This window comes from Brevundimonas sp. (assembly GCF_030704825.1).
Taxonomy (GTDB): Bacteria; Pseudomonadota; Alphaproteobacteria; order Caulobacterales; family Caulobacteraceae; genus Brevundimonas.
The window spans coordinates 20,960-42,230 of the sequence record NZ_JAUYNX010000033.1; the positions used below are offsets into that span (position 1 = coordinate 20,960).

At 68.7% G+C, this 21,271-nt stretch carries 21 protein-coding genes; 7 read left to right on the top strand and 14 right to left on the bottom strand.

The annotated features are described in order from the left end of the window. Positions 1–8: 8 nt before the first annotated feature. The 6 genes from Q8Q71_RS14730 to Q8Q71_RS14755 all read right to left on the bottom strand — a co-directional run bounded on the left by Q8Q71_RS14730 (position 9) and on the right by Q8Q71_RS14755 (position 7,391). Positions 9–1,076 (bottom strand): substrate-binding domain-containing protein, encoded by a 1,068-nt coding sequence (locus Q8Q71_RS14730; RefSeq protein ID WP_305760354.1) that lies wholly within the window; start codon positions 1,074–1,076, stop codon positions 9–11. Between the two features lie 285 nt (positions 1,077–1,361). Next, a complete protein-coding gene (gene lpdA, locus Q8Q71_RS14735) occupies positions 1,362–2,756 on the bottom strand; it encodes a dihydrolipoyl dehydrogenase (RefSeq protein WP_305760355.1) in 1,395 nt (464 codons plus the stop codon). Positions 2,757–2,819: 63 nt separating this feature from the next. Continuing rightward, positions 2,820–3,158: a GIY-YIG nuclease family protein gene (locus Q8Q71_RS14740; RefSeq protein ID WP_305760356.1), complete on the bottom strand. Its 339-nt coding sequence runs from the start codon at positions 3,156–3,158 to the stop codon at positions 2,820–2,822. Between the two features lie 171 nt (positions 3,159–3,329). Beyond that, positions 3,330–5,027, bottom strand: coding sequence for a 2-oxo acid dehydrogenase subunit E2 (locus tag Q8Q71_RS14745; protein WP_305760357.1), 1,698 nt, complete (start codon positions 5,025–5,027; stop codon positions 3,330–3,332). A 1-nt stretch (position 5,028) separates the two neighbouring features. Beyond that, positions 5,029–6,096, bottom strand: a complete 1,068-nt coding sequence (locus tag Q8Q71_RS14750) for an alpha-ketoacid dehydrogenase subunit beta (RefSeq protein WP_371315971.1) — start codon at positions 6,094–6,096, stop codon at positions 5,029–5,031. Positions 6,097–6,155: 59 nt separating this feature from the next. Further along, a complete protein-coding gene (locus tag Q8Q71_RS14755; protein WP_305760359.1) occupies positions 6,156–7,391 on the bottom strand; it encodes a thiamine pyrophosphate-dependent enzyme in 1,236 nt (411 codons plus the stop codon). A gap of 144 nt (positions 7,392–7,535) precedes the next feature. Here Q8Q71_RS14755 and Q8Q71_RS14760 point away from each other — a divergent pair, with 144 nt between their 5' ends. The 3 genes from Q8Q71_RS14760 to Q8Q71_RS14770 are packed head-to-tail and all read left to right on the top strand — an operon-like array spanning position 7,536 to position 9,966. Then, positions 7,536–8,024, top strand: a complete 489-nt coding sequence (locus Q8Q71_RS14760) for an Lrp/AsnC family transcriptional regulator (RefSeq protein ID WP_305760360.1) — start codon at positions 7,536–7,538, stop codon at positions 8,022–8,024. Between the two features lie 23 nt (positions 8,025–8,047). Then, positions 8,048–9,031, top strand: coding sequence for an SMP-30/gluconolactonase/LRE family protein (locus Q8Q71_RS14765; RefSeq protein ID WP_305760361.1), 984 nt, complete (start codon positions 8,048–8,050; stop codon positions 9,029–9,031). Then, positions 9,028–9,966, top strand: a complete 939-nt coding sequence (locus Q8Q71_RS14770; protein WP_305760362.1) for a pirin family protein — start codon at positions 9,028–9,030, stop codon at positions 9,964–9,966. The genes Q8Q71_RS14765 and Q8Q71_RS14770 overlap by 4 nt, the downstream gene beginning before the upstream one ends. A 38-nt stretch (positions 9,967–10,004) precedes the next feature. On the opposite strand, the gene Q8Q71_RS14775 is transcribed toward Q8Q71_RS14770, so the two are convergent. Next, positions 10,005–11,564: a M20/M25/M40 family metallo-hydrolase gene (locus tag Q8Q71_RS14775; RefSeq protein ID WP_305760363.1), complete on the bottom strand. Its 1,560-nt coding sequence runs from the start codon at positions 11,562–11,564 to the stop codon at positions 10,005–10,007. Positions 11,565–11,679: 115 nt separating this feature from the next. Between Q8Q71_RS14775 and Q8Q71_RS14780 the strand changes: the two genes are divergently transcribed. Next, positions 11,680–12,666, top strand: a complete 987-nt coding sequence (locus Q8Q71_RS14780) for an LLM class flavin-dependent oxidoreductase (protein ID WP_305760364.1) — start codon at positions 11,680–11,682, stop codon at positions 12,664–12,666. 36 nt (positions 12,667–12,702) lie between these two features. Here the strand turns inward: Q8Q71_RS14780 and Q8Q71_RS17250 are convergent, their stop codons facing one another. The 7 genes from Q8Q71_RS17250 to rpmH all read right to left on the bottom strand — a co-directional run bounded on the left by Q8Q71_RS17250 (position 12,703) and on the right by rpmH (position 18,259). After that, the gene (locus tag Q8Q71_RS17250; RefSeq protein ID WP_371315970.1) at positions 12,703–13,017 is read right to left on the bottom strand and encodes a hypothetical protein; all 315 of its coding nucleotides are present in this window, start codon (positions 13,015–13,017) and stop codon (positions 12,703–12,705) included. 333 nt (positions 13,018–13,350) lie between these two features. Next, a complete protein-coding gene (locus Q8Q71_RS14785; RefSeq protein ID WP_305760365.1) occupies positions 13,351–14,355 on the bottom strand; it encodes an alpha/beta fold hydrolase in 1,005 nt (334 codons plus the stop codon). A gap of 5 nt (positions 14,356–14,360) precedes the next feature. Beyond that, on the bottom strand, positions 14,361–15,179 hold the full coding sequence (locus tag Q8Q71_RS14790) for a hypothetical protein (protein WP_305760366.1): 819 nt from the start codon (positions 15,177–15,179) through the stop codon (positions 14,361–14,363). Between the two features lie 55 nt (positions 15,180–15,234). Then, positions 15,235–15,876 carry a ribosome biogenesis GTP-binding protein YihA/YsxC gene (gene yihA / locus Q8Q71_RS14795; protein ID WP_305760367.1) on the bottom strand — a complete coding sequence of 214 codons (642 nt, stop codon included), beginning with the start codon at positions 15,874–15,876 and terminating at the stop codon, positions 15,235–15,237. Between the two features lies 1 nt (position 15,877). Then, entirely contained in the window at positions 15,878–17,692 is a 1,815-nt protein-coding gene (gene yidC, locus Q8Q71_RS14800) for a membrane protein insertase YidC (protein WP_305760368.1), read from the bottom strand. 5 nt (positions 17,693–17,697) lie between these two features. After that, positions 17,698–18,099 (bottom strand): ribonuclease P protein component, encoded by a 402-nt coding sequence (gene rnpA / locus Q8Q71_RS14805; protein WP_305760369.1) that lies wholly within the window; start codon positions 18,097–18,099, stop codon positions 17,698–17,700. A gap of 25 nt (positions 18,100–18,124) precedes the next feature. Further along, a complete protein-coding gene (gene rpmH / locus Q8Q71_RS14810) occupies positions 18,125–18,259 on the bottom strand; it encodes a 50S ribosomal protein L34 (protein WP_003164000.1) in 135 nt (44 codons plus the stop codon). A gap of 118 nt (positions 18,260–18,377) precedes the next feature. On the opposite strand from rpmH, the gene Q8Q71_RS14815 reads away from it, so the two are divergent. From Q8Q71_RS14815 to Q8Q71_RS14825, 3 genes are all read left to right on the top strand, one after another. Continuing rightward, positions 18,378–19,100 (top strand): TVP38/TMEM64 family protein, encoded by a 723-nt coding sequence (locus Q8Q71_RS14815; protein ID WP_305760370.1) that lies wholly within the window; start codon positions 18,378–18,380, stop codon positions 19,098–19,100. Positions 19,101–19,140: 40 nt separating this feature from the next. Then, entirely contained in the window at positions 19,141–20,604 is a 1,464-nt protein-coding gene (locus Q8Q71_RS14820) for a sensor histidine kinase (RefSeq protein WP_305760371.1), read from the top strand. Between the two features lie 92 nt (positions 20,605–20,696). Next, positions 20,697–21,170 carry a cell wall hydrolase gene (locus Q8Q71_RS14825; RefSeq protein WP_305760372.1) on the top strand — a complete coding sequence of 158 codons (474 nt, stop codon included), beginning with the start codon at positions 20,697–20,699 and terminating at the stop codon, positions 21,168–21,170. Positions 21,171–21,271 lie beyond the last annotated feature (101 nt).

A 21,271-nucleotide genomic window follows, 5' to 3' on the forward strand; every position in this document is an offset into this window, starting at 1 on the left:
ACGGCGTTCTACTTCGTCGGCGCGGTCATCACCGTCATGGCCGTGGCGATGGCGCGCTGGGCGGCCAGTTCTTCGGCCGGCAGCGGCACCAGGCCGCGGTCCTGGAGGTAGCCGCCGCGGCCGGCGGCGGCCTCGGACATGAACTCCATCACGAACTGCTCCAGCCCCGGCGTCACGCCCACGTGCTGCTTCTTGACGTAGATGAACATCGAGCGGGAGATCGGATACTGGCCCGAGGCGATGGTCTCCAGCGTCGGCATGACTCCGTTGACGCTGTGCGCCTTCACCGTGTCGCTGTTCTGCTCGAGGAAGGAGTAGCCGAACACGCCGGTCGAGCCGGGGGTGCGGGTCAGGGTCTGGACGATGGCGTTGTCGTTCTCGCCGGAATCGACCCAGGCGCCATCCTCGCGCAGGGTGTGGGCAAGGGTCTCGAAGCGGTCCTCGTCGCTCTCGGCCAGGGCCGCCATGGCGGGGATGGTCTCGGCCGAGGGGGCCATGGCCAGTTCCAGCCAGGAGTCGCGCGTGCCCGAGGTCGGCGGCGGACCGTAGACCTGGATGCGGGTCGCGGGCAGGCCGGGATTGACCTGGCTCCAGGTGGTGTTCGGATTGGCGACGAAGGTCCCGCCGGGGCCCGGGACCTGTTTGGCCAGGGCGAGGTAGAGGTCGTCGCCCTGGAAGCCGTAGTCGGGCGCGTTGCGGGCCGTGGCGATGACCAGGCCGTCGAAGCCGATCTTGATCTCGACGATGTCGGTGACGCCGTTGGTCCGGCACAGCTCGAACTCGGACGCCTTCATCCGGCGCGAGGCGTTGGCGATGTCCGGCGTGTTCGGGCCGACGCCCTGGCAGAAGGCCTGGATGCCGCCGCCGGTCCCCAGCGATTCGACGCGCGGCGCGGCGCCGCCGGCCGTGCGGTTGTAGTTCTCGGCCACCCGGGTGGCGAAGGGGAAGACGGTGGAGGAGCCGGCGGCCCAGATGCCGGCCCGGGCGGTCTGCTGGCCGGCGGACTGGTCGTTGCCGCAGGCGCCGAGGGCGAGCAGGGCGATCGCCGAGGCGGCGGCGAGAAGGGTGCGGGTCATCATCAGTCTCCGGATCAAGCCAGTTTGAGCCGCTTGGACCACAGGTTTGTGACGGAGGGGCTGACGCTGGTGTGACGGTTCGGCGACGTCCCCCGCCTTGAAAAACACCGTCCGAAGCGTCCGAAGCGTCCACTGCGTGCGGGTCGTCGGCGGACCGTTCGCCGAAAACACCGTCCGAAGCGTCCGAAGCGTTCACTGAGTCCGCTTCGACTGTTCACCAACATGGCGTCCTCCCCTTCCACACCGAGGGGAGTCTACGGCCGCGCTACGTCAAAATCGGTCGGATCAGATGTGGATCGCGTGCCCGAGCGCCCGCAGGCTGGCCTCGTGGAAGGCCTCGCCCATGGTCGGGTGGACGTGGATGGTCCCGGCCACATCCTCGAGCACGGCGCCCATTTCCAGCATCTGGGCGAAGCTGTTGGACAGTTCGGAGACATGCTGGCCGACGGCCTGGAGCCCCAGCAGGCGGTGATCGGTCTTCGACGCCAGCACCCGGACGAAGCCGCCGTCGTCGCCGGCCTCCAGCGCCAGGGCGCGGCCGATGGCCATAAGCGGGAAGACGGCGGTGATGACATCGTCGCGGCCCTCGACATCGAGGGGCGTCAGGCCGGCGGAGACGATCTCGGGCTCGGTGAAGCAGACGGCGGCGATGGTCACCGGGTCGAAACGCTTGTCGTGGCCGGCGATGATCTCGGCGACGATCTCGCCCTGGGCCGAGCCCTTGTGGGCCAGCATGGGTTCGCCGGTCAGGTCGCCGACCGCCCAGACGTTCTTCATCGAGGCAGCGCAGCGGTCGTCGATCGTCACGAACGGCCCGGTCATGGCCACGCCCATGTTCTCGAGGCCCCAGCCCTTGGTGCGCGGACGGCGACCGACGGTGACGAGGACCTTGTCGGCCTTGAGCTTGAGCGCGGCGCCATCCCGGGTCGTGATGTTGAGCTGACCGTTTTCAAAGGCGCCGGCCTTGGCGCCGAGGTGAAGTTCGACGCCGTGCGTCTCCAGCCATTTCTGGACCGGGTCAGTCAGAGCCTTGTCGTAGAGCGGCAGCAGGCGGTCGGCCATTTCGACGATGGCGACCTCGGCCCCCAGCTTGCGGAAGGCGATGCCGAGCTCCAGCCCGATATAGCCGCCGCCGACCACGACCAGCTTGCCGGGCACTTTGTCCAGCGACAGGGCCTCGGTCGAGGAGATGACGTCGCCGCCGAACTTGAGGAACGGCAGTTCGACGGGCTCTGAGCCGGTGGCGAGGATGACGTGTTCGGCGCTGATGACGATGTCGCCGTCGGCGGTCTTCACGGTGCAGGTCTTGGCGTCCGAGAACTCGGCCCAGCCGTTGATGACCTTGACCTTCGCCTTCTTCAGCAGGCCCGCCACGCCGGCGTTCAGCTTGCGGACGACGCCGTCCTTCCACGCCACCGTCTGCGACAGGTCGATGGCGGGTTTGGCGGCGGTGATGCCGAGCGTGCCGCCGTCGGCGGCTTTCGACACCGTCTCGAACTTCGACGCAGCGTGGATGATGGCCTTGGAGGGGATGCAGCCGACGTTGAGGCAGGTCCCGCCCAGCCCGTCGCCCCCGTCGACCAGCACGGTGTCGAGCCCCAGCTGGCCGCAGCGGATGCCGGCGACATAGCCGCCCGTGCCGGCGCCGATGATGAGGACTTTGGTGGTGATCTGCTGCATTTTCTTTTCCGCTCATCCCCGCGAACGCGGGGACCCAGTTCTGTCCAGCTTGACGCCGGCGTTTCAGTCTTCCTCGGGAGGAGGCACCCAGTCCTTCGCATCCACAAGATCATCCCCGAGCCGAAGCCGATCGGTCAGATCATCCCAGCCGGGATTGGTTTTCTCGATCAGGTCCAGCTTCCACTGCCGGTTCCATTTCTTGATCTGGCGCTCGCGTTTGAACGCCCCTGACCGGCTTTCGAACACCTCATACCAGACCAGCCGGTCCACGCCGTATTTCGATGTGAAACCCGCGAACCGCTTGGCCTTGTGCTGCAGGGATCGGCCGACAAGATCGTCCGTCGAACCGGTGTAGAGCGTCCCGTTGCGCTGGCTGGCCATGATGTAGGTGAAGAAGGCCATCCTCTCCTCCGCTCATCCGCGCGAACGCGGCGACCCGGTCCTGTCCAGCCTGACACAGGCGTTTCAGGACATCGAGCCGTGATCACCTTCCCCGATCCATCACCCAAAGCACTGGGTCCCCGCGTTCGCGGGGATGAGCGGAGGGTGGGGTGGCAGGGATCCCAAGACCGCTCACCCCATCCACAACGTCGCGGGATGCTCCAGAAGCCCCTTGATGCGCTGGACGAAGACGGCCGCGTCGTGGCCGTCGACGATGCGGTGATCGAAGCTCGAGGACAGGTTCATCATCTTGCGCACGACCATCTGGCCGTCCTTGACCACCACGCGCTCGGCGATCTTGTTGGGGCCGACGATGGCGACCTCGGGGTGGTTGATGATCGGGGTGTGGATGACCCCGCCCAGCGTCCCCAGCGAGGTGATGGTGATGGTCGACCCGGTCAGGTCGTCGCGCCTGGCCGAGCCGTCCTTGGCCGCGCCCGAGACGCGGGCGATCTCCAGCGCCGTGGCCCAGGGATCGAGGGATTCGGCGTGGCGGACCACCGGCACCATCAGGCCGTTCGGCGTCTGGGCGGCGATGCCGATGTGGACGGCGGCGTGGGTGGTCAGGACGCCGGCCTCGTCATCGTAGTGGGAGTTGATGGTCGGCTGGTCCCGCAGGGCCACGACCATGGCGCGGGCGATGAAGGGCAGGACGTTCAGCCTGGGCCGGTCCTTGCCTTTGTTCTGGGCATTGAGGTGGGCGCGGAGCTCCTCGAGCGCGGTGACGTCGATCTCCTCCACATAGGTGATGTGGGGGATGCGGCGGACGCTCTCGGCCATCTTCTCCGCGATCTTGCGGCGGACGCCGATGATGCGGGTTTCGGTGGTTCCTTCGGCTTTCGCATAGGTCGAGCCGGCCGATGTTCCGGGTGCGGACGATCCGCGGCCGCCGGAAGCAACGTAGGCGTCGAGGTCGCCATGTTCGATGCGGCCGGCCGGGCCGGAGCCGGGAACGAACTGGAGCTCGATCCCGAGATCGCGGGCGCGCTGGCGCACGGCGGGCGAGGCGAGCGGGCGCTGGCCGGCGGCGCGGGTGGTGAAGGCTTCGGCGACAGCCTTGGCCGGAGCCTTGGCGGGTGCGGGCGCCGCTGCCCTGGCGACCGGAGCCGGAGCGGTTTCGGCCTTGGGCGCGGGGGCCGGAGCCGTGGAAGCGGGAGCCGCCGCCTGATTGCCCTTGCCCTCGACCTGGAAGCTGACCAGCGGCCCGCCGACGGCGAGTTGCTGCCCGGCTTCGCCGTGCAAGGCGACGACAGTCCCTGCGACGGGGCTGGTCAGTTCGACCGTGGCCTTGTCGGTCATGATGTCGGCGACGATCTGGTCCTCGGCGACCACGTCGCCGACCTTGATGTGCCAGCCGACCAGTTCGGCCTCGGCGGTGCCTTCGCCGACGTCGGGCAGTTTGAAGACGAAATTGCCGGCCTGTGCGGTGGCGGGCGCCCCTCCACCATCCATCGCCTGCGGCTTCGGATGGTCCCCCTCCCCACTGCGTGGGGAGGAGACGGCGGGCTCCGTCTGTCCCCCTGTCAGGGGGACAGACGCCTGCGAAGCAGGGTTCGAGGGGGGCGGCGCCTCAGCGGCGTTCCCCGCGCCCTCGACCTCGAACTCGACCAGCGGAGACCCCACGGCCAGTTGCTGGCCGGGTTCGCCGTGCGCCGCCAGCACCTTGCCCGCGACCGGGCTGGTCAGTTCGACCGTGGCCTTGTCAGTCATGATGTCGGCGATGATCTGGTCCTCGGCGACCATGTCGCCGACCTTGACGTGCCAGCCGACCAGTTCGGCCTCGGCCGTGCCCTCGCCGACGTCGGGAAGCTTGAAGACGTAACGACCCATCTCAGCGCCCTCCGGTCATGACGGCCTTGAGGGCCACAGCGACCCGTTCGGGTCCCGGGAAATATTCCCACTCGAAGGCGTGCGGATAGGGGGTGTCCCAGCCGGTCACCCGCGCGATCGGCGCCTCCAGATGATAGAAGCAGCGCTCCTGCACCAAGGCCGACAGCTCTCCTCCAAACCCGGACGTTTTCGGGGCCTCGTGGACGATCACGCAACGGCCGGTCTTCTTCACGCTGGCCTCGATGGTCTCGATGTCCAGCGGCACGAGGGTGCGGAGGTCGATGACCTCGGCGTCGACGCCGGCGTGCTCGGCCCCCGCCAGCGAAACCCAGACCATGGTGCCGTAGCAGAGGATGGTGACGTCATTGCCCTCGCGCACGACGCGGGCCTTGCCGATCGGCTCGACATATTTGCCGGTCGGGACCTGGGCCAGGTCCTGGGCCTTCCACGGGCTGACCGGCTTCTGGTGCCAGCCGTCGAAGGGACCGTTGTAGAGCCGCTTGGGCTCGAAGAAGATGACCGGATCGTCGTCCTCGATCGCCGCGGTCAGCAGGCCCTTGGCGTCATAGGGGTTGGACGGGATGACGACCTTGAGGCCGGCGATGTGGGTGAACAGGCTCTCGGGCGACTGGCTGTGGGTCTGGCCGCCGAAGATGCCGCCGCCATAGGGGCTGCGCACCGTGATCGGGCTGGTGAACTGGCCGGCCGAGCGATAGCGCAGCTTGGCGGCTTCCGAGACGATCTGGTCATAGGCCGGGTAGATGTAGTCGGCGAACTGGATCTCGACGACCGGGCGCAGGCCGTAGGCGCCCATGCCGATGGCGGCTGCGACGATGCCGCATTCGCTGATCGGGGCGTCGAAGCTGCGGGTCAGGCCGTGCTTCTGCTGCAGCTGGTCGGTGACGCGGAAGACGCCGCCGAAATAGCCCGCGTCCTCGCCGAAGCTGAGGACGTTGGGGTCCTCGGCCATCTTGACGTGCAGGGCCGAGTTCAGCGCCTGGATCATGTTCATCGGCTGGACGCCGTTGGCCGGCGCCTCCGATTTCGGGGCGTGGTTCTGGTCGACCATGTCGGGCTCGACGCCGTCGCGGCGGTCGGATTCGGTGAAGGTGGTTTGCTCGCTCATGATCAGACCCCCACCTCGCGGCGCTGTTCGACGAGGCGCCAGTCCTCGGTCGCATAGACCTCCTCAAACATGGTCTTCACCGAGGGGCGCGACTGGCCCAGGGTGCCGATGGCCTCGGACTCCTTGCCGGCGGCGCGGACCTGGTCGACGGCGTCGGCCTCGGCGGCCGTCTGCTGCGCGTCCGACCATTCGCCCAGGGCGATCAGGTGTTGCTTGAGGCGGGCGATGGGATCGCCGAGCGGCCATTTGTCGTGCTCGTCGGCGGGCCGGTAGCGGCTGGGGTCGTCCGAGGTCGAGTGCGGGGCGCCGCGGTAGGTGAACAGCTCGATCACCGTCGCGCCCTGGTTGGAGCGGGCGCGTTCCTCGGCCCACTGGGTCGCCGCCCAGACGGCGAGGAAGTCGTTGCCGTCGACGCGCAGGGCCGGGAGGCCGTAGCCGATGGCCTTGGAGGCGAAGGTGGTCTCCAGCCCGCCGGCGATGCCCTGGAAGGACGAGATGGCCCACTGGTTGTTGACGATGTTGAGGATCACCGGGGCGCGGTAGACGCTGGCGAAGGTCAGGGCGTTGTGGAAGTCGCCCTCGGCCGTGGCTCCGTCGCCGATCCAGGTGATGGCGATCTTGTCGTCGCCCTTGTAGGCGCTGGCCATGGCCCAGCCGACGGCCTGGGGCACCTGGGTGCCCAGATTGCCGCTGATGGTGAAGAAGCCGTAGTCCCGGGCCGAATACATGATCGGCAGCTGGCGGCCCTTGATGGGGTCCGAGGCGTTCGAATAGATCTGGTTCATCATGGTCGCGAGCGGATAGCCGCGCGCGATCAGCAGGCCCTGCTGGCGATAGGTGGGGAAGCCCATGTCCTCGCGGCTGAGGATCATCCCCTGGGCCACGGCGATGGCCTCTTCCCCCGTGCACTTCATGTAGAAGCTGGTCTTGCCCTGGCGGTGGGCGCGATGCATCCGGTCGTCGAAGGCGCGGGTCAGGATCATGGCCCTGAGGCCGCGGCGCAGGGTGTCGGCGTCCAGCTTCGGGTTCCACGGGCCCACGGCCTGGCCGTCGTCGTCCAGCACCCGGACCAGCCGGAAAGCGTGGTCGCGCATGTCGAACGGCGTCGTCGACACCTCCGGCCGTTCCACGGCGCCGGCCGGATCCAGCTTCAGATGGCTGAAGTCCGTGGGGTCGCCCGGCCGGCCCGAGGGCTCGGGCACGCGCAAAGACAAGGCTTGGCTATTGGGCTTCTTCATTCCGTCCTGCCGTCCGGTTGATCCGACCGCGTTTCCTGCTGCGCAATTAGCACGAGGCGTTTGGCAAGGCTCGCTCGATTTTGACCTTGCCTTAGCCGGTTTGGCGGTATTTTATTGCGCCATAACAAGATCAGGAGAAACGCCTTGGCTGACGATCTGGATCCCGTCGACGCCCGAATTCTGGATATCCTGCAACAGGACGCCGGACTGTCGGTGGCCGAGGTGGCGGACCGTGTCGGCCTGTCGGCCTCGCCATGCTGGCGACGCATCAAGAGACTGGAGGATACGGGCTTCATCCGCAAGCGGGTGACCCTGCTGGACGCGACCAAGCTGGGCCTGGATTTCGAGGTCTACGCCATCGTCAAGCTGAGCCTGCCCTCGACCGAGAACCTCGACGTGTTCGAGGCCGCCGTGGCCGGCTGGCCCGAGGTGGTGCAGTGCGCCACCATCACCGGCCGCGAGGACTATGTGCTGCGCATCATCACCTCGGACATGCACGCCTTCGACCAGTTCCTGCGCCACAAGCTGCTCAGCCTGGGCATCGTCTCGGACTGCGAGAGCCACATCGTCACCCGCGGGGTGAAGAATGTGACCACCCTGCCCCTTGGCATCGTCACCCCCCACGTCGGATAGTCGGGGCGGCGAGGAGGAACGGCATGGGGGGATGGGCGGCGACCGCGGCGGGGCTGGTTCTGGCGTTCGGCGCCGGAGCCGCGGCCGCGCAGTCGCCTGAAACCCTCGTCACGACGCCGTCCGAGCCGCTGCTGATCGAGAGCGTGGCGCGAGGCGCGGACGGCGGCCTGATCCTGTCCTCGATCCACAAGGCCCGGCTGATGCGCGTCGGCGCGGACGGGGCCCTGACCCCGTTCGGCCCCGAGGACCGGCAGGCGATGTTCGGCCTCGCCGCCGATCCGGCCCGGGGCGACCTGTGGGTCGCGTCCTCGCCCTCGCCGGCCGACGAACGGACCGACGGGCCCGCCGAACTGATCCGGATCGACGCGGCCACCGGCGCCGTCCGGGCCGCCCATGCGGCGGATGGGCTCGAACACGCCTATGGCGACGTCGCCGTCGGGCCCGACGGGACGGTCTTCGTCGCCGACTCGAAGGGGCGGCGGATTCTGGCGCTGCGGCCCGGCGCGGCGAACCCCGAGCCGCTCGCGCTCCTGTCCGGCCAGGGATCGCCGCAGGGGATGGCCGTGTCGGCCGACGGCCGCTGGCTGGTGTTCGCCGACTACCGCAGCGGCCTGCATCGCATCGACCTGTCCGAAGGCTATGCGGCCCGCGACTTCACCGCCGCGCCGCCGCCCGCCCTGCCCGGTCCCGAGGGCGCCGAGCTGCGCGGCATCGACGGACTGGCCCGGCACGGCGACCACATCATCGCCATCCAGAACGGCACCCGCACCCATCGCGTCCTGCGCCTGACGCTGAACGCCGACTGGTCCGCCGTGACGGCGCGGGACCCCGTGATCGAGGGCCCCCCGCTGGAAGAACCCACTACCGGCTTCGTCGAGGGCGACAGCCTCGTCTTCGTTTCGCGCAGCCAGTGGACCGACTTCGGCCCCGACGGCCGACCGACCACGGCGACGCCGGCCCCGGCCGTCGTCAGCCGCCTGTCCCTCTCTCCGGAGCCCCTGCCATGATCGAGATGGTGATCGACGCCCGCCGCAAGGACCTGGGCGGGTTCGAGGTCGGGCGCGTCCTGCCCTTCCACGCCCGTCGCATGGTCGGCCCCTTCATCTTCCTGGACCAGATGGGTCCGGCCGGGTTCGCCCCGGGATCCGAGGCGATCAACGTGCGGCCGCATCCGCATATCGGCCTGTCGACCCTGACCTATCTGTTCGAGGGCGAGATCATGCACCGGGACAACACCGGCGCGACCCAGGCCATCCGTCCGGGCGAGGTCAACTGGATGACGGCCGGCAAGGGCATCGTCCATTCCGAGCGCACCGATCCGCTGAAGAGGGCCGCGGGCGGCCCCATGCACGGCATGCAGGCGTGGATCGCCCTGCCGGAAGAGGCCGAGGAGGCCGATCCCCGCTTCCATCACCATGGCGAGGCGGATCAGCCCGCCTATGAGAACGGCGGCCTGTTCGCGCGGCTGGTGGCGGGCGAGGCCTATGGCGCGAAAGCGGCCGTGCCGGTGTCGTCGCCGCTGTTCTACGTCCACTGGGAGCTGGCCGAGGGGGTGCGCACCGCGCCCCCGCCGGGCAAGGGGGCCGGCGGCTATTCCGAACGCGCCCTGTATGTGGCGAAGGGCGAGATCGAGGTCGGCGACCGCGTCTTCCACGAAGGCCAGATGATCGTGCTGGAGCCCACGGCCGAGCCGACCATCAAGGCGCTGAAGCCGTCGACGGTCATGGTGCTGGGCGGCGAGCCGGTCGGGCCGCGCATCATCTGGTGGAATTTCGTCCACTCCAAACAGGAGCGGATCGATCAGGCCAAGGCTGACTGGAAGGCGGGACGTATGAGCCTGCCCAGCGAGGACTCGGTCGAATTCATCCCTCTGCCCGACGTGCCCTCGACGCCGGAGCCGGCCCCGGCCGCGGTCAGACCGGAGCCGACCCATCCGGTCTAGGACGGGTCGCGGACGGATTTCGCCATCCAGGGCGAGCGTCAGGACACCGCGGCCATCTCGTACATGAAGTCGACGAAGCCCAGAGTGGCCGCCTCGATGCCGGCCACCGCCGGATTGGTCGAATCCACGACCAGATACTCATTGGGCGCATGGGCGCCGCTGCCGTGACCCAGTCCGAACTGGCCGGCCGGCAGACTGACGGGCGCGTCGGTGAAGACGCAGCCGGGCCATGAGCCAGCGAGGCGCGGGTACAGGGTGTTGTGGATGCCGGCGCGGTCATAGACCGCCTGCTGGGCCCGGATGATCCGGGCGTCCCCGGCCGTTTCGGTCGGGTTGTAGCCGCCGGTGAAATTGATCTCGACGTCCGGGAACCCCCTGGAGTCGAGATGGGCCCGCAACTTGGCCAGGCAGTCCTCGACCGTCTGGTCTGGCACGAGGCGGAAATCCAGCTTGGCGACGCCGCGCCCGGGCAGAACCGTCTTGCCGCCGGGCCCAGTATAGCCGGAAACCAGTCCCTCGATATTGACCGTGGGCTGCGACGCCAGCCGCACCAGCGACTCCTCCCACGGGAGGTCGTCGATCCACGCCTTGACCCCCAGGGCGCGCATGGCGTCGGCCTCGTTGCCCGCGGCGGCGGAAGCGGCGATCAGTTCGCGCTGGCGAGGCGTCAAGTCGCGCACATGCTCGAACCAGCCGTCGATGGCCGCGGTGTTCCCGTCCGCCGTCACTAGCGTCGACAGGGCGGCGACCAGCCGCCAGGCCGGGGAATCGACATTGGCCTTCTGGCTGGAGTGAATGTCCCCGGCGGGACCGCGTCCCCACCGCTCGCCGGACACCACGAGTTCGCACTCGATAATGCCCTTGGCTCCCAGGTTGATCTGGACCGCGCCGGTGGTCGGCGACTGCCAGGCCGTCGGGATGAAGACGCCCTCGCAGCGTCTCAGCGCGGCCAGGACATGGGGTCTGGTGACGACCTGACGGAAGTGGGGCGAGCCGATCTCCTCCTCCCCTTCGCAGACCAGCACCAGATTGACCGGCGGCGTCTTTCCAGCGGCGCGCAGCGCATGCAGGGCGGCGAGGAAATTGGCTTCCGGCCCTTTCTGGTTGATCGCCCCGCGCCCGACGATGACGCGGCCGAAGCCGGGCTTGTCGACCAGGGCCGCCTCGAGCGGAGGCGAGGACCATTCAGCCGGGTCGAACTGTTTGACGTCGTACATGAAGTAGACGCCCAAGGTGCGTGGCGCGCCCACGTCCATGACGCCGAAGACGCCAGGGTGGCCGTCGGTCGGGACCTTTTCAACGCCGGTGAAGCCGGCGTCGCGCGCCAGGGCCATCATGTAGTCGGCGCCGGCCTCCATGTCGCGATTCTCGGCCGCGATGGCCGGCCGGCGAATCCATTCCTGGATGCGGGCGATCGAGGCGGCCTTGCCCTCCGCCACGGCCGCCGTGATCGCGGCCAGGTCGCCTGACCGCGCCAGGGCCGGGCCGGGCCGGAAGACGAAGCCGGCGGCTCCGAGCGCAGCGGCGCCCGTCAGCAAGACGCGGCGGTCAAGCCTGGTCGTGGCGTCGGTTCCGGGGTTGGCGGCGGTGGGGACCATGTCGTTCAACTCCTGCGGCTGCGGCTCGACTAGATCGGAGCCGCCCGGCCACGTCCAGAGCCGGCGGTCGCCGGCATGCCCTTGAACGCGGCGCGCCAGAGCCGATCTTCAGCCCATGACCGCCTTCTCCGTTCTCGACCTGTCGCCCATCGTCGAGGGCGGCGACGCCCGACGCGCCCTGCTGGAGACCACCGCCTTCGCCCAGGCCGCCGACCGGCTGGGGTTCAGGCGGTTCTGGGTCGCGGAACATCACAACATGCCCGGCATCGCCAGCGCCGCGACGGCGGTGGTGATCGGCCAGATCGCCGGGGCGACGCAGCGCATCCGCGTCGGCTCGGGCGGGGTTATGCTGCCCAACCACCCGCCGCTGGTGATCGCCGAGCAGTTCGGCACCCTGGAGGCCCTGTATCCGGGCCGCATCGACCTGGGCCTCGGCCGTGCGCCGGGTACGGACGGCGAGACGGCCCGCGCCCTGCGCCGCTATTTCGACGCCGCCGACCAATTCCCGCGCGACGTGCTGGAGCTCCAGGCCTTCCTCGACGACCCGGTCCCGGGCCAGCGCGTCACGGCCTGGCCCGGGGCGGGGGCGAAGGTCCCGATCTGGCTGCTGGGCTCCAGCCTGTTCAGCGCCGAGCTGGCGGCGCAGCTGGGCCTGCCCTTCGCCTTCGCCAGCCACTTCGCGCCGGAACTGCTGATGCAGGCGCTGCAGACGTATCGCGCCGGATTCCGGCCTTCGAAGGCGCTGGCCGAGCCGTATGCGATGGCCGCGATCAATGTGTTCGCCGCGGAGAGCGATGCGGCGGCGGAGCGGCTGTCGACCTCCATGCAGCAGGCCTTCGCCGCCGTGGTGACCGGCAAGCCGGGGCGGGTGAAGCCGCCGGTCGACGACATCACGGCCGTGCTGGACGCGCGCCAGCTGGCGGCGGTGCGGAGCCGGCTGGCCTGGGCGGCCATCGGCGGACGCGAGACCGTGCGTGAGAAACTGGCCGCCTTCGTCGATCAAACCGGGGTAGACGAGGTCATGGTCACCGGCATGGTGTTCCACATCGACGACCGCATCCGCAGCCTCGAGATCACGGCCGAGGCGATCGCGGGCCTCTAGGCCACCCCGGGCCAAATCCAGGGTCCGATCACCAGTCTATGTTCCAAGCTGGATCAGGTCACGACTTATTGCAGCGCCTGTGCTGGCATCCACAATGTGGTACGACTTCAATACGCCGATCAACTCAACAGACACTATTTTCAAGGCCAGTTGGACAGCCTGAATTGGAGTCGATCCAAATATCGATACAGGGTCTCTATCTATTCCACATATCTGGTATCGACACTCGTACGCATTGCCATCCACGACTCTCGGCGGAAATATTACAACAGAGATGTTTCTTGGCTCGCCACCCGCAATCGGCGTGATTAATAGAGAGTATTCGATAGAGGCACTATCCATAGAAGTCATTTATGCAGCCGGCCAGATCATCCGACAACGCTGCCCAGCAAAGGGCTCTTCCTATCGGGTCAGGGATGACATTGCAGAATACGGTTTGGAGGTAGTAACTTCTCAGGCAAGCATCCTTGCAGCGTCCAATCTCATCAAACGCCGGAGCTGGGCATTCTCCGACGCACTGGGTGGCGGTGGCTGCCAGCGCGCCACTGCATGGCAAACTGGCCCAGCTCGAGAGTCCGATAGCACACGATAGAGCAACCGCGGTGAATGTTGCCGCCAGCTTCTTCATCGCCCCTCTCCGGCCGATTACCTATGGTTGCTTCATACATTTGCACAACCATGAAGTCAATAACGTGAGTTCGGCAAGCCCCCCCCGCTTGTGGCGTCGGCATGCGTGCCCTTCAGAAACTCCAGCAGCAGCCGGTTCACCTCGTCCGCCCGCTCCTGCTGAATCCAGTGGCCGGCGCCCCGAACCACGACCTGCATCCTCAGATCGGGCGCCTGGTCCTTCAGCCCCGCCTCATGCTGACCCGAATAGTGCCGGACCGGATCGCGCTCGCCGACCACGAAGGCGGCGGGGACCCGGATGCGGGCGTCCTGAAGGTGGGCGGTCAGCGACCAGTTGCGGTCGAGGTTGCGGTACCAGTCGAGCGGTCCCTTGAAGCCGCCGGCCGCAAAAGCCTCGACGTACTCCCCGAAATGTTCGGGGCTCATCCATGGCGGCAGGGTCGCGTCGTCCGGCACGGTCGAGATGAAGCTCTGGCCCTCGGGGATGAAGCCGGTCGACTGGCGGCCGTCCGGCGTGGCGCCGTCGTAGGCGTAGAACATCTTGCGCAGGGCCATAGCGGGATCGGCGTCGAAGACGTCGTGGGCGTCGCCGGCCTGGAAGCGGCTGATGTAGAGGTCGCCCAGCCCCAGCCGTTTCGAGATCGCCGCCATGGCCGCCGTCGGCGGCCCCTTGGGCCGGCGTGGCTGGAACGGCACCGACAGGCCGAAGACGGCGCGGAAGACGTCCGGCCGGGTCAGGGCGCAATGCCAGGCCACCGGCGCGCCCCAGTCATGCCCGACCACCACGCAGGACGTTTCGCCCAGGGCCCGGACCAGATCGACCATGTCGCCGACCAGATGCAGGATGGAATAGTCCGCGGCGTCGCCCGGCTTGTCGGTCCCGCCATAGCCGCGCATGTCCGGGGCGACGGCGTGGAAGCCTGAGTCGGCCAGGGCCTGCACCTGGGACCGCCAGCTGATCCCGAGTTCGGGGAAGCCGTGGATCAGCAGGACCAGCGGGCCGGTTCCGGCCTCGAGGATGTGCTGGGCCAGGCCGTCTGTCTGAATGTGGCGCGACTGCATGGCGATCAATTGACCATCAGGATCAGCGTCTCGACGCCGGCGCGGGTCGGGCGGAACGGCTGGTCGGGAGCCGGCGCCGGACCGGTCATCCGCGCCTCGTCCCATGTATAGCCCCCCTCTCCGCTGTCGAAGAGCGCGATGACGCAGAGCTCGTCCGCGCCGTCTCCGGGGATGGGATTGCAGTTGGCGGCGCCCGTCAGTTCACGGTTCGCGACGACGGTCGAAAGCCGACCGCAGGTCTCGCCGCAGTCGATCCGCCCGGCGGCGATCGCTGCAGGAAGGTCGGCGAGTCCCTGGACGACGGGGACCAGATCGACGGCCTGGTCCTCCTGTACGAACCACGCTTGCGGGTGGGATCGAGACCAGTTCGCGCAGGCCGCGCGGCTGTCGGCGACCCGTCGGTCGAACGCGGGGTCCGATCCCTCCACGACCCGGACGTCGCCCAGAACGATCCGTCCCGGCGGCCTCTCGATGTCCTCGATGTCGCGTCCGTCCTGCGTCATCACCAGCCGCCGCAGGCGAACCGAGCACAGGCCTTCATACAGACGTCCATCGATGAGCGGTCGGGCGCGGCGTTCCGGAAAGGTGACCCATCCGGGGCCGTGGCGGCGGTCGCCGTTCAGCCGCATCCGGTCGACGGCCAGGTCGCGCGTGTCCGGGCCCAGCAGGAGGCGGGCCACCTCCGCCCCGCCCAGCGCCTGCATCGTCCGGGCTGACAGGGGCAGGCGCCGGCCCAGAGGCGGAACGCCGTCATCCTCCTGCTCGGTCGCGCAACCGGCCACGAGGCTCGCGGCGAGCGCCAGGATCAGAATGTGGAACCGCATCCGCGCCCCTCCCGATCCGGGAGGGGACCACCGGGACGGATGGTTGGCAAGCGCCCTAAAGCGTCACGCCCGTGGTGCGCATGATCTCGGCGCGGAGCTCGGGCATGCCGTCGCCCTTTTCGGCCGAGGTGACGATCACGGCCGGATAGGCGGCGCCGCGCTTGGACACGCCCTTGAGCGTCTCGGCCTGGACCTTCTCCGCCTCGCCCTTCTTGAGCTTGTCGGCCTTGGTCAGGATGATCTGGTAGCTGACGGCGGCCAGGTCGAGCGCGTCCAGGGCCTCGTCGTCGACCTTCTTCAGGCCGTGGCGGGCGTCAATCAGCAGATAGACGCGCTTCAGGGTGACGCGCCCGCGCAGATAGTCGCGGCCCAGGTCCTGGAATTTCTTCACGGTCGATTTCGAGGCCTTGGCCCAGCCGTAGCCGGGCAGGTCGACCAGCCGCATCCTGCCGTCCAGGTCGAAGAAATTGACCTCGCGCGTCCGGCCCGGCTCGTTCGAGGCCCGGGCCAGCTTGTGCATGCCGACCAGGCCGTTGATCAGGCTGGACTTGCCCACGTTCGACCGGCCCGCGAAGGCGACCTCGGGGAGATCCGGATCAGGCAGCTGCTCGATCTTCGCGCAGCCCATGACGAAGGTCGCCGGGCGCGCGAACAGGATGCGGGCCTGCTCCAGTTCTTCCTCGGTGAAATCGTCCAACTCAGGCCTTCACCTTCTTCAGCCGCGCGATGAAGGTGTCGATCGGGTTCTCGGCCTTGAAGCGGTGCATGATGATGTACTGCTGGAAGATGGTCAGCACGTTCGACCAGCCCCAGTAGATCAGCAGGCCGGCCGGGAACCCGGCCATGATGAAGGTGAAGATCACCGGCATGAACTGGAAGATGCGGCGCTGCATCGGATCCGGGGCCGGCGGGCTCATCGCCATCTGCAGCCACATGGTGAGGCCGTAGATGATGGCCAGCACGCTGAGGCCTAGCGTGAATCCGCCCGCGCCGCCGGCGAGGAAGCCGCCGATCAGGGGCGCCGAGGCCGGGTCCCACGGGATCAGGCCGAACAGGGTCCAGATGTTGGTCGGGTCCGGCGCCGACAGGTCCTGCAGCCAGCCGAAGAAGGGCTGGTGCCGCATCTCGATGGTGACCGACAGCATCTTGTAGACGGCGTAGAAGACCGGGATCTGCAGCAGCAGCGGCAGGCAGCCCGCCAGAGGATTGATCTTTTCCTTCTGGTACAGCGCCATCAGCTCCTGCTGCTGTTTGGGCGCGTCGTCGGGGAATTTCTTCTTGATCTCCTCCATCTTGGGCTGGAGGGTCCGCATCTTCGACATGCTCTCGTAGCTCTTGTTGGCGAGCGGGAACATGATCAGGCGGACGGTCAGGGTCAGGGCCAGGATGGCGAGGCCGAAATTGCCCAGGATGCCGTAGAAGAATTCGATGACCAGGAAGATCGGCCGGGTCAGGAAGAACAGGAAGCCCCAGTCGATCGCATAGATGAAGCGCGGCAGGTCGAGCGACCGCTCATAGCCGGCCAGGATCTCGTTGCGCTTGGCCCCGGCGAACAGACGCTGGGTCTCGGTGATCTGGCGGCCCGGAGCGATGGTGCGGGCCTCGCCGATCATGGTGGCCGAGTGAACGTCCCCATGCGTGGCGTCGGTGACCCGGAAAACCGCCTCGATCTTCTCGTCCTGCGGCGGAATCAGCGCGGCCAGCCAGTATTTGTCGGTGATGCCCATCCAGCCGCCAGTCGACTCATGCTCCTGCACCGGCTTCTTGGCCCAGGCGCTGTATTTGAGCTGCTCGGTCGAATAGGAGCCGTCGGCGCCGAAGGTGCCGATGCCGCCCTCGTGCAGAATCTGGTTGCGGCCGAGGTCGTCGGGGACGCCCTGGCGTTCGACCTTGGCGCCCGGCGCGATGGTCACGGGCTGGGCTCCGAAATTGGCGACGGTGTCGGCGACGGTGAACAGATACTGGTCGTCGATCGAGATGCGGCGGGTGAAGCGCAGGCCGGCGCCGTTGTCCCAGGTCAGGGTCACGGGAGTCGTCGGCGTCAGGGTGGAGCCTTCTGTCAGGCGCCAGGGCGTGTCGGCCCCGGGCACCCCGCCCGTCACATTGGGGCCGCTCCAGCCGAACTGGGCGTAGTAGGCGTGACGCATGCCCGCGGGACGGAACAGTTCAACCGGCGGGGAGTCATCGTCGAGGGTTTCGCGATAGCGGGTCAGGAACAGGTCGTCGATCCGGGCTCCGGTCAGCGACAGCGACCCTCTGAGCGTCGGCGTCTCGATCGGCACCCGCAGGGTCCCGCCGGCGCCGAGCGCCGTGCGACGGTCCGTGGTGAAGACCGGAGGGCTGGACGAGGATGAGGTCGCCGGTCCTTCCTCGGTGCTTTCGGCGGCGGCCTGCTGGGCGGCCTTGCGGCGTTCCGCCTGCGGCTCCATCACGAAGAAGGTGTAGGCGAGCAACATGAGGCCGGCGATCACGACGAAGATGATCGTGTTTCGGCTGTTGTCTTGAGGAGGCATGGAGATCAGGAATCCTGGCCGGCGGTTGCGGGCGTCGTGGGCGCAGACTTGGGCGCCGGCCGCGGGGTCGCGAGCCTTGTAAGCGCCGATTTCACATCGTCAAGCAAACGGTCCCACGGGCGGTCCGCCGTGCCCATGCGGGCGATGAAGACATAGTCGCTGCCCGGGACCGCCAGAACGGGGGCCAGGGCCCTGGCCGCCTCCCTGAGACGGCGCTTGGCGCGGTTGCGGATGACGGCGTTGCCGACCTTGCGCGTGGCGGTGAAACCCAGCCGGACCGCGGCGACGCCGTCCCGCCGGTCCAGCCGCTGCACGACCACGGCGCCGCGGGCCTCAGAAACGCCCTTCGCGGCCGCCAGGAACTGGGGCCGCGAAGTCAGACGTTCGATTTTGAAAGGGTCGCTCATGCGCCCGGACCCGGGCGCCGGACGATCAGGCCGTCAGGCGCTTGCGGCCCTTGGCGCGACGCCGCGCGACGATCTTCTGTCCGTTCTTGGTGGCCATCCGCGAACGGAAGCCGTGACGGCGCTTGCGCACGAGTCGCGACGGCTGATAGGTCCGCTTCACGGTCGGCTCCTGGGACTGAATACAAAAAGGCGGCGGAAGGCGTCCGTCGCGGGAAGGGCGGGCGTATAAGCGGCGGGGCCCGCGGTGTCAACGCCGACGGCCCCTCCGCGGAGAGACAATGGACCGGTTCAAACGCTTCCTGCCCCTGATTCTGCTGGCCGGCGTCGTCGCCCTGATCTTCGCCATGGGCTGGAACCGCTATCTGTCGCTGGACACCATCCGCGTGCATGGCCAGGACTTCCGGGCCTTCACCGCCGACCACTATATCGTCAGCCTGCTGATCCTGATGGCCCTGTTCGCCGTGCTGACGGCCAGCGTCGTGCCGGGCGTCTTCTTCGTCACCATCACAGCCGGCTATCTGTTCGGTCCCTGGGTCGGCGGCGTCTCGACCTCGATCGCCGCCACGACGGGCGCCCTGATCGTCTACGCCGTCGCCCGATCGGCCCTCGGCGAGGCCCTGCGCCGCAAGGCCGAACGCGACGCCGGCCTGATGCAGCGCGTCTGCGCGGCCATAGACCGCGACACCTTCTGGTATGTGCTGGCCTCGCGCCTGGCCGTGGTGGTGCCCTTCCACATGATCAACATCGCCGCCGGCGTCATGGCCGTGCGGCTGACTCCCTACACCGTCGCCACCGTCATCGGCCTGCTGCCCGCCCACATCATCTACTGCTGGATCGGCGCGCGCCTGAACACCCTGCTGGCGACCGACCCCGACCCGGATTTCCAGGCCCTGTTCGGCCAGTTCTGGGCCCCGATGGCGGGCGTCTTCGTCCTCGCGGTGATCCTGCCGCTCGGCCTGAAGACCCTTCAGACCGCCCTGGCGCGCCGGAGAGCGATATGAACGGCGCAGCTTTTGGCCCGAGCTTTGCGTTAAGCCGCGCATGAAGCGCCTTCGTCCCTTGCTGAGCAGCGTCCGGAAGGGACTGCGCGTGCCGGCCGACTGGCGCGAACGGCTGCGCTTCCACGCGCCCGACGCCCTGGCCTGGCGGCTGTTGCTGCTGACCTTCGTCTTCACGGTGGTGGTCGAGATCCTGATCATCGCCCCCAGCGCCGCCAGCTTCCACGAACGCTGGCTTCTGGACCGTCTGCAGTCGGCCGAACTGGCCTCGGTCGGGGTGGAGGCCCTGCCCTATTCCGCGGTCGAGGACGACGTGGCCGAACAGCTGCTGGCCATCGGAGGGGTGCAGGCCGTGGTGGTCGGCGACCAGGGCGTCCGCCGTCTGCTGCTCCAGGCCCCCAACCTGCCGCGCACGCCCGATCTGATCGACCTGCGGGCGCGCCGTCCCGTGGCCCGCATCCTCGACCCCTGGCGGACCCTGTCCGGGCACCCCGACCGCTCCATCCGCGTCCAGGCCCGCCCTCGCTACCGGTCGGGCGACTTCATCGAGATTCTCGCCCCGGCCCAACCGCTGAAAACCGAGCTGCGCGCCTTCCTGCTGAACAGCCTGCTGACGTCCTTGCTGGTCTCGCTGGTCGCCGGCGGCCTGCTGTATGGCGGCCTGGCCTTCCTGGTGCTGCAGCCCCTGCGTCGCGTGACCCGTTCGATCGAGCATTTCGCCGTCGATCCCGAGAGCGAGGGCGATCCTCCCAGCGACCGTCACGACGAGATCGGCCGGGTCGAGCGCGAACTGGCCCGGATGCAGGAGGAGGTCCGCGTCTCCCTGCGCTCCCGCGCCCGTCTGGTGGCCCTGGGCGAGGCCGTGGCCAAGATCAATCACGACCTGCGCAACATGCTGACCTCGGCCCAGATGGCCTCCGAGCGGCTGGCCGATTCCCCCGATCCGGAGGTGGCCAGGGTCCTGCCCCGGCTGGAACGGGCCCTGGGCCGCGCCGCGGCCCTGTCGCGCAATGTGCTGGAGTACGGCAAGAGCGAGGAGCCCCCGCCCCAGCGGCTCCGCATTCCGCTGGCCGCCGCCGTCGCCGCCGCCGCGGAGGACGCGGGCCTCGCGAGCGACGGCGTGCGCCTGGTCCGGTCCATCCCGCCCCGCTTCTGCGTCCATGCCGATCCCGATCAGTTGCACCGCATCCTGGTCAATCTGATGCGCAACGCCCGTCAGGCCATCGAGGGCGATCCCACCCGGCCGCCCGGCGGCAAGGGGGTCGTCCGCGTCTCCGCCGCGGCGGAGGACGGCGACGGCGTCATCATGATCGCCGACGACGGCCCCGGCATTCCGCCCCGCCTGTCCGGCAATCTGTTCGAACCCTTCGTCAGCGGCCGCGCGTCCGACGGCGCCGGCCTGGGTCTGGCCATCTCGCGCGAACTGGCGGCCAACCACGGGGGAAGCCTGACCCTGGTCGAGACCGGGCCGAGGGGCACGACCTTCGCCCTGCGCCTGCCTCTCTGATCGGGCGCCAAATCGCGCGACCGGCGTTATGTCTGGCGGAACGCGACGAACCCGCCCAGCGTCGCACACGCCCCTTGGTCCGGAGACCCGCAATGACCCGTTTGATTTTCGCCGCCGCAACAGCCCTCCTGCTGGCCGCGGCGCCCGTGCTGGCCCAGACGACCCCGCCCCAGGCGCCCAAGGTCCAGACGCCGGCGGCGGATCCGGCGCCCGGTTCCCAGGAATGGCTGCGCCTGCGCGGGGAGAGCTACAGCGCCGCCCCGGACTCCGAGCAGGATCCCGCCGAGGTCGCCGCCACCATCAGGCTCAACGCCGAGATCGTCGCCCGCAACGATGCGGCCGAGCGCGCGGAGATCGAGGGAACCGCGGCCTGGGAGGCCGAGAACGCCCGCTGGCGCGCCGAGACCGCCCGTCTCGAGACCCAGCGCGCGCAGTGGGAGGCCGACGCCGCCGCCGCCGAGGCCGCGCGGCTTCGCTACGAACGCGAGCGGGCCGCCTGGGAGGCCGAGGTCGCAGCCTGCCAGCGCTCGGGCCGGCCCTGCCTGACCGCCGCGCCCAAATACTGAAAGCATCGCGGACCGGCTCGCCGTCGCCTGCCGGACGCCCGCCGAAGCGTTGCGTCCCCGCGTCGGCCATGAGACCGTCGGGCAGGACGGGCGCGCGCCGG

What these genes read in the sequence shown, in the direction of transcription:
- Q8Q71_RS14790 (WP_305760366.1), bottom strand. Translation starts at nt 15,179, where the DNA reads ATGCGGTTCCACATTCTGATCCTGGCGCTCGCCGCGAGCCTCGTGGCC.
- Q8Q71_RS14785 (WP_305760365.1), bottom strand. Translation starts at nt 14,355, where the DNA reads ATGCAGTCGCGCCACATTCAGACAGACGGCCTGGCCCAGCACATCCTC.
- Q8Q71_RS14755 (WP_305760359.1), bottom strand. Translation starts at nt 7,391, where the DNA reads ATGAAGAAGCCCAATAGCCAAGCCTTGTCTTTGCGCGTGCCCGAGCCC.
- Q8Q71_RS17250 (WP_371315970.1), bottom strand. Translation starts at nt 13,017, where the DNA reads ATGACTTCTATGGATAGTGCCTCTATCGAATACTCTCTATTAATCACG.
- Q8Q71_RS14740 (WP_305760356.1), bottom strand. Translation starts at nt 3,158, where the DNA reads ATGGCCTTCTTCACCTACATCATGGCCAGCCAGCGCAACGGGACGCTC.
- Q8Q71_RS14780 (WP_305760364.1), top strand. Translation starts at nt 11,680, where the DNA reads ATGACCGCCTTCTCCGTTCTCGACCTGTCGCCCATCGTCGAGGGCGGC.
- Q8Q71_RS14775 (WP_305760363.1), bottom strand. Translation starts at nt 11,564, where the DNA reads ATGGTCCCCACCGCCGCCAACCCCGGAACCGACGCCACGACCAGGCTT.
- Q8Q71_RS14750 (WP_371315971.1), bottom strand. Translation starts at nt 6,096, where the DNA reads ATGGTCGACCAGAACCACGCCCCGAAATCGGAGGCGCCGGCCAACGGC.
- Q8Q71_RS14745 (WP_305760357.1), bottom strand. Translation starts at nt 5,027, where the DNA reads ATGGGTCGTTACGTCTTCAAGCTTCCCGACGTCGGCGAGGGCACGGCC.
- rnpA (WP_305760369.1), bottom strand. Translation starts at nt 18,099, where the DNA reads ATGAGCGACCCTTTCAAAATCGAACGTCTGACTTCGCGGCCCCAGTTC.
- Q8Q71_RS14730 (WP_305760354.1), bottom strand. Translation starts at nt 1,076, where the DNA reads ATGACCCGCACCCTTCTCGCCGCCGCCTCGGCGATCGCCCTGCTCGCC.
- Q8Q71_RS14825 (WP_305760372.1), top strand. Translation starts at nt 20,697, where the DNA reads ATGACCCGTTTGATTTTCGCCGCCGCAACAGCCCTCCTGCTGGCCGCG.
- Q8Q71_RS14765 (WP_305760361.1), top strand. Translation starts at nt 8,048, where the DNA reads ATGGGGGGATGGGCGGCGACCGCGGCGGGGCTGGTTCTGGCGTTCGGC.
- yidC (WP_305760368.1), bottom strand. Translation starts at nt 17,692, where the DNA reads ATGCCTCCTCAAGACAACAGCCGAAACACGATCATCTTCGTCGTGATC.
- lpdA (WP_305760355.1), bottom strand. Translation starts at nt 2,756, where the DNA reads ATGCAGCAGATCACCACCAAAGTCCTCATCATCGGCGCCGGCACGGGC.
- Q8Q71_RS14820 (WP_305760371.1), top strand. Translation starts at nt 19,141, where the DNA reads ATGAAGCGCCTTCGTCCCTTGCTGAGCAGCGTCCGGAAGGGACTGCGC.
- Q8Q71_RS14815 (WP_305760370.1), top strand. Translation starts at nt 18,378, where the DNA reads ATGGACCGGTTCAAACGCTTCCTGCCCCTGATTCTGCTGGCCGGCGTC.
- Q8Q71_RS14770 (WP_305760362.1), top strand. Translation starts at nt 9,028, where the DNA reads ATGATCGAGATGGTGATCGACGCCCGCCGCAAGGACCTGGGCGGGTTC.